We start from the raw sequence: 7,653 nt of genomic DNA, 5'->3' as shown, positions 1-7,653 counted from the left end.
CGTCATGTGGAAATGTCGCGAGAATTAGCCGAGCAAAGCAGTGCGGAATCGGATCTGGAAACAGATTATCAGGCGGCCAGTGACCACCTGAGTCTGGTGCAGACCGCGATGCGCCAGCAGGAAAAGATCGAGCGCTACCAGAGTGATTTGGAAGAGTTGACTTACCGGCTGGAAGAGCAAAATGAAGTTGTCGCCGAGGCCAGCGAGCAGCAGGCCGATAACGAAGCCCGCGCTGAAGCTGCTGAGTTGGAGGTGGACGAACTGAAAAGTCAGTTGGCCGATTACCAGCAAGCGCTGGACGTTCAACAGACCCGTGCTATCCAATATCAGCAAGCCTTACAGGCTTTGGAACGTGCGCGCGCACTGTGCCAGTTGCCAGAATTAACTGCCGATAATGCCGAAGAGTGGCTAGAAACCTTCCATGCCAAAGAGCAGGAAGCGACTGAATCGTTATTACAACTTGAGCAAAAACTGAGTGTTGCTGATGCTGCGCACAGCCAATTTGAGCAAGCTTATCAGTTAGTGGTGGCTATCGCCGGCGAGGTCAGTCGCAGTGAAGCCTGGCAAACTGCGCGGGAATTGTTGCGTGACTGGCCGTCGCAACAACATTTGGCTGAACGTGTGCAACCATTGCGGATGCGTCTGTCAGAGCTGGAACAGCGTTTACGTGCTCAGCAAGACGCAGAACGCTTGCTGCAAGAGTTCTGTAAACGCCAGGGGCAAGTATACCAGCCCGAGGAGTTGGAAGAGTTGCAGCGTGAACTGGAGTCACAGGTTGAAGAGCTCTCTCTCAACGTCAGTGATGCTGGTGAACGGCGCATGGAAATGCGTCAGGAACTCGAGCAAATTAAGCTCAAAATTCAGGAGCTAACGGCGCGTGCGCCAGTCTGGTTGGCGGCACAAGATGCGCTGAGTCAACTCAGCGAACAGAGCGGTGAGGCGCTGGAGGATAGCCGTCAGGTTACCGAACACATGCAGCAATTGCTGGAGCGTGAACGCGAAACCACGGTGGAGCGCGATGAAGTCGCCGCAAGCAAACGTGCTGTTGATGCGCAGATTGAGCGGTTAAGTCAGCCAAGTGGTGCTGAAGATGCGCGGATGATTGCTTTGGCCGAACGCTTCGGTGGTGTGTTGCTCTCCGAGATTTATGACGATGTCACCATCGATGATGCGCCATACTTCTCCGCGCTGTATGGCCCATCGCGCCACGGTATCGTGGTACCGGACTTGTCACTGGTGCGGGATCAACTACAAGGGTTAGAAGACTGCCCGGAAGACCTCTATCTTATCGAGGGTGACCCGCAATCATTTGATGACAGTGTATTTGCCGTTGAAGAGCATGAAAAAGCGGTAGTGGTTAAAATTGCGGATCGCCAGTGGCGTTACTCCCGTTATCCAGAACTGCCGCTGTTTGGCCGTGCTGCCCGTGAGAACCGGCTGGAAGCTCTGTATCAAGAGCGTGACAGCCTGGCTGAACGTTATGCCACGCTGTCATTTGATGTGCAAAAAACGCAACGCTTGCATCAAGCATTCAGCCGTTTTATCGGTTCTCATCTGGCCGTGGCATTTGATGCAGATCCTGAAGCTGAAATTCGTTTACTCAATACCCGTCGTGGTGAAATAGAGCGTGCGCTGAGTGCACACGAAGAAAGCAACCAGCAGCAGCGCCAGCAATTCGAACAGGCTAAAGAGGGGATTTCAGCCCTTAACCGCTTGATCCCACTGATTTCATTGCTACTTGATGATACGTTGACTGACCGTGTCGAAGAGATAACTGAAGAATCGGCGCAAGCGCAAGAGGCGGCTCGCCATATTCAGAAGCATGGCGCTTCCCTGACTAAACTTGAACCGCTGTTAGCGGTATTACAAAGTGACCCGCAACAACACGAACAGTTGCAGGAAAACTATGTATTGGCGCAAAACAGCCAGCGTCAGGCTAAACAGCAAGCTTTCGCACTGACTGAAGTGGTTCAACGTCGTGCGCACTTTAGCTATACCGATTCTGCGGGCATGTTGACGGAGAACTCTGATCTCAACGACAAACTGCGCCAGCGCTTGGAGCAGGCGGAAGCAGAACGCACTCGCGCTCGTGAGCAGTTACGTCAGTATCAAGCGCAATTTACCCAGTATAATCAGGTGCTAGCGTCGTTAAAAAGTTCTTATGACGCCAAGCGTGACATGCTGAAAGAGTTAAGTCAGGAACTGGTGGATATCGGTGTTCAGGCTGATGCTAATGCAGAAGCCCGTGCTCGTACCCGCCGTGACGAGTTGCATGCGGCATTAAGTACTAACCGTTCACGCCGTAATCAGTTGGAAAAACAGCTAACCTTCTGTGAAGCTGAGATGGATAGCCTCCAGAAGAAACTGCGCAAGCTGGAACGAGATTATCATCAGATCCGTGAACAAGTCGTCAATGCCAAAGCAGGTTGGTGTGCGGTGATGCGGATGGTGAAAGATAATGGCGTTGAGCGTCGTTTGCATCGCCGTGAACTGGCCTATATGGACGGTGACGAGCTGCGTTCTATGTCGGATAAAGCCTTGGGTGCTCTGCGTCTGGCGGTGGCTGATAATGAACATCTGCGCGATGTGCTGCGTTTGTCTGAAGATCCGAAACGGCCTGAGCGTAAGATTCAGTTCTATATCGCGGTCTACCAACATCTGCGTGAACGTATTCGTCAGGATATTATTCGCACTGATGATCCGGTTGAAGCCATTGAACAGATGGAGATTGAACTGGGCCGTTTGACCGAAGAATTAACCGCTCGCGAACAGAAGCTGGCAATCAGTTCCAAAAGTGTATCGAATATTATCCGTAAAACTATTCAGCGCGAACAGAACCGCATCCGTATGCTGAATCAGGGCTTGCAAGCGGTGTCATTTGGTCAGGTCAAGAGCGTGCGACTGAATGTGAATGTACGTGAAGCTCACGCGACGTTACTCGATGTGCTATCCGAGCAACAAGAGCAGCATCAGGATCTGTTTAATAGTAATCGTCTGACCTTCTCCGAAGCATTGGCGAAACTCTACCAGCGGTTGAACCCACAAATGGATATGGGGCAGCACTTGCCGCAGACCATCGGTGAAGAACTGCTTGATTACCGTAACTATCTGGAACTGGAAGTCGAAGTTTATCGCGGTTCAGATGGCTGGCTGCGGGCAGAAAGCGGCGCATTGTCAACCGGTGAGGCTATTGGTACCGGTATGTCAATACTGGTCATGGTGGTACAGAGTTGGGAAGAAGAGTCGCGTCGTCTGCGCGGCAAAGATATTTCCCCTTGCCGTTTGTTGTTCCTTGATGAAGCGGCGCGTTTGGATGCCAAATCTATCGCGACATTATTTGAACTGTGCGAGCGGCTGGAAATGCAATTAATAATTGCAGCACCAGAAAATATCAGCCCGGAAAAAGGGACAACCTATAAGTTGGTACGAAAAGTCTTCCAAAATCATGAGCATGTACATGTGGTTGGCTTACGAGGTTTTGCCAATGAAATACCAACATTGCCGCCGATACCTGCCGAGATACAACCTGGCGGTTAATTATTGTTCAGAAAGAAGGCAGCAATAATTAATCCGATTAAATGGTCGCTAACTAGCGGCCATTTTTATTTCTTCCACACCTTAGGGTTATATTTTATAACCACCGGAAATCTGTTAGCGTAACGTGAATGGTTAAATTTATATCGTTAACCACGCAAGGGGCAGTTCTGTTTGTATAATAATGATGAAAACCCGAAACTATTGAAGTGGTAGCCAACGAACAAATCTCGTTGAACTGATCGACGCTCAGGGATTCGGGTGCCAGAGCAGCAACAATGCTGCGACTTCAAGGAAGAAGGGTAACGACAGACTATGACGTACTTAGATAAGCATACCGGGGGCATAGAATGTCGATAGGGAAACGAAATCCGCAACGCGCATTAGCATTATACTGCGCTTTAATTTATAGCTTGATGCCGATATTTACAGCATCAGCCACGGCACCTGTCATGCCGTTAGACTCATCCTCAGCGCTGCCTATGAGTGGTACGACAATGTCGGTCGCACAAAGCCGCTCACAGTTATTATCAGTGCTGCCTAAAACGGTGACACCTTTCTATGCTTCTGAGTTGGCATTGCTTTATGCCGCCAACCGTATGCAGCCGATGTGGCAGGATAGAACTGCGGTGCAGCATTTTCAGCAGCAATTAGCCGAAGTGGCACTCTCCGGTCTCCAGCCGCAATTTATGCAGTGGGTAAAATGGCTGAGTGACCCTGACATTACCGGTCAAGCTCGCGATGTTATTTTGTCAGATGCCATGCTGGGATACTTGCACTTTATCTCAGGTGTTGGCGCTAACGGTAGTGTCTGGTTATACAGCAATGTGCCATACAAAATGGCGATGCCGCCGGTTACTATTTTAAATCGTTGGCAGCAAGCGGTGCATGAAGGTACCACCGCACCCTATCTGGCGTCGCTGGCCCCCCAACATCCTCAATACGACAAAATGCATCAGGCATTGAAACTGATGCTGGCAGACCGCCAGCCATGGCCACAGATGTCTAATGGCCCCAGCCTGCGCCCAGGCCAGTTAAGTGACGATATTCCAGCGCTACGAGAAATCCTGGACAGAACGGGCATGCTACACCCCATTGCATCAGAACCGGCCAAAGCCCCAGAGGTTATCCCGGTGGATAATCCAGCAGTAGCCGTGGTCAATGATGATCTCTCGGTTGATGAAGAAAAGAGCCGTGCTCAGGCTCACAGTTTAGTGGTTAGCCCTTCAGCGGCACCCGTGGCCGACGTTCCTGTTACCGGTGGGGTTGTAGCGTCGCCATCAGCGCCGCTCACCACAACTATAACCGACAATGTTTATACGCCAGAGTTGGTGGAAGCCGTTAAACGTTTTCAACAGTGGCATGGGCTAAGTGATGATGGTGTTATTGGTGTCCGAACTCGTGAATGGTTGAATGTTTCACCACAAACGCGGGCAACATTATTGGCATTGAATATTCAGCGTTTGCGTATTTTACCGGGACACGTCGATAACGGCATTATGGTTAACATCCCAAACTATTCGCTTAATTATTATAAGAATGGTGCTGAGGTCCTCTCATCTCGGGTGATTGTTGGCCGTCCAAGCCGCAAGACACCGTTGATGAGCAGTGCGTTAAATAATGTGGTGGTCAATCCGCCGTGGAATGTACCAACGTCTCTGGTGCGCCAGGATATCGTACCCAAAGCACGCTATGATGCTGGCTATTTCCAGCGTCATGGTTATACCGTTTTGTCTGGTTGGAGTAATGAGGCTGAAGTTGTTGATCCATCGATGATCGATTGGAGCATGATTTCGCCTAATAACTTCCCGTACCGTCTGCGTCAGGCACCAGGTGCCAGCAATTCATTAGGGCGCTTCAAATTCAATATGCCAAGCTCTGATGCTATCTACTTACATGACACGCCGAACCATGGTCTGTTCCAGAAAGATATCCGTGCATTAAGTTCCGGCTGTGTCCGCGTCAATAAAGCCTCGGATCTGGCAAATATGTTATTGCAAGATGCTGGCTGGAATGATGCGCGGGTTTCCTCAACGTTAAAACAAGGCGATACCACCTACGTGAATATTCGCCAACGTGTCCCGGTGCAATTGTATTACCTGACAGCATGGGTGGCGGATGACGGTAGGCCACAATTTAGAACAGATATTTACAATTATGATAAGACGGTGAGATCCGGTGCACAAATCTCACCTCAGGCTGAACTTTTAATGCAATAAATGCAGTAAAACTCAATAACTAATGGTCTTAATATCGGGTTGTCGTAGGGGGCCCCAAATTGGGGTTCTCTATAACCGAACTTAAACGCACAGCGAGTGCGGGCCGAATGCGGGTTGACTGGTTTTCCGTAGGCGGTTATGGTTCGGGACGGCACATTTGGTTAGTGCTTTCTTTTGACATTCTTGCCGGGTATTAACAGAGATCATGGATAAAATTGATAATTATCGCCGTAAATGGCTAACGTTAGGCGGGGCAGCGCTGGGTATATCGCTGCTTCCAGGGCAGGCATTCGCCACCCTTTCTACTCCTCGCCCACGGATCTTGACCCTGAATAACCTCAATACAGGCGAGTCCATAAAAGCCGAATTTTTTGATGGTCGGGGCTATAACAAAGATGAACTTTCCCGCTTAAACCATCTCTTTCGCGATTATCGGGCCAATAAGGTAAAAACTATCGACCCACGCTTGTTTGATCAACTATACCGCCTGCAAGGGCTTCTTGGCACAACTAAACCGGTGCAGCTTATTTCCGGTTACCGCTCACTTGATACCAATAATGAACTGCGCGAACGCAGCCGTGGTGTGGCCAAACACAGTTTCCACACGCAAGGGCGGGCAATGGATTTTCATATTGAAGGTATTCAATTGAGTAATATCCGCAAAGCAGCATTAAAAATGCGTGCAGGTGGTGTAGGATATTACCCTCGCAGTAACTTTGTACATATTGATACTGGGCCGACAAGAACCTGGTAGCAGACATTTTTATGCCAATGCATTGAATCATACCTAACAGATTTCAAATTGTAGGGCGGTGGCAAGCAAGTGCCAAATCGGTCAGAGTGGGTTTGAACAGCACTTATGCCAGCCACAGGGCGAGCCTCAAGATTCAGGTTCGCTAATCTCGATAAACTGATGCTATCAGTGATTCGGGTAAACGACCGCAGCCCATACAGATGTATGGTTGAAAGATGATAGGTATATTGCCAGTTGCATTTGGGGTGGAGTTTTATGAAATATCAAATTATTCCGGTGACGGCCTTTAGCCAGAACTGCACCTTAATCTGGTGTGAAGCCACAAAGCAGGCCGCATTGGTGGACCCTGGTGGTGACGCAGCCAAGATCATTGCTGAAGTTGCACGTCAGGGGGTAACGGTCAGCCAGATTTTGTTGACTCACGGCCATCTGGATCATGTGGGTGCTGCTGCTGAGTTAGCCGCTCATTTTGATATCCCGATTTATGGCCCTGAAAAAGAAGATACGTTCTGGTTAGAAGGGCTACCGGCGCAGAGCAGAATGTTTGGTTTGAGCGAATGTGAAGCTTTTACCCCAACCCGTTGGTTGACCGAGGGTGACAAAATCACTGTTGGTGAAGTGGAGTTATCGGTATTGCATTGCCCTGGGCATACGCCAGGTCACATTGTCTTCATTGACCAACAGGGGCGTCTGGCACTGGTCGGTGATGTTATCTTTAACGGTGGTGTTGGACGTAGTGATTTCCCACGCGGTGATCACCAACAACTGATTAACTCCATTCGGACTAAATTGTTGCCTTTAGGTGATGACATCACATTTATTCCCGGTCATGGTCCAATGTCTACGTTAGGCCATGAACGGCAGACTAACCCGTTTATACGTGAAGAACCGGCTATTTGGTGATGTCGACATCATAAACAGCTAGAATTTCAAAGAAGGCACCGTCAGGTGTCTTTTTACGTTATATTGAATAAGTGATTTACATATTTTGTGAAGCAATAGTTATTTATCTATTGGTGCTGTGATCATAATGATGATAGCGGTCGGTGCTTATATTATCTTTGCGAGATGGATAAAGCCTGACCAACAAACAGTCGTCACGTTTATTGACCCGGCACTGTTTCTGCTGCCGTTTTGAGTTCGTAA

General features: G+C 49.3%; 4 protein-coding genes. All 4 read left to right on the top strand.

What is annotated here, in order from left to right; all coding sequences use genetic code 11:
* A partial coding sequence (gene mukB, locus V1952_RS07350) for a chromosome partition protein MukB (protein ID WP_420074545.1) occupies positions 1 to 3,537 on the top strand: 3,537 nt, incomplete at its 5' end.
* A gap of 347 nt (positions 3,538 to 3,884) precedes the next feature.
* Positions 3,885 to 5,753 (top strand): L,D-transpeptidase, encoded by a 1,869-nt coding sequence (ldtD, locus tag V1952_RS07345; protein WP_372569313.1) that lies wholly within the window; start codon positions 3,885 to 3,887, stop codon positions 5,751 to 5,753.
* A gap of 205 nt (positions 5,754 to 5,958) precedes the next feature.
* Entirely contained in the window at positions 5,959 to 6,507 is a 549-nt protein-coding gene (locus V1952_RS07340) for a YcbK family protein (RefSeq protein ID WP_083158449.1), read from the top strand.
* A 255-nt stretch (positions 6,508 to 6,762) separates the two neighbouring features.
* Positions 6,763 to 7,410: an MBL fold metallo-hydrolase gene (locus V1952_RS07335; protein ID WP_372559325.1), complete on the top strand. Its 648-nt coding sequence runs from the start codon at positions 6,763 to 6,765 to the stop codon at positions 7,408 to 7,410.
* Positions 7,411 to 7,653: the final 243 nt, after the last annotated feature.

The organism is Yersinia sp. 2542 StPb PI, assembly GCF_048593855.1.
Taxonomy (GTDB): Bacteria; Pseudomonadota; Gammaproteobacteria; order Enterobacterales; family Enterobacteriaceae; genus Yersinia; species Yersinia enterocolitica_E.
Note: the sequence above shows the minus strand (reverse complement) of the source record. Positions and strands in the feature narration are given on the sequence as shown.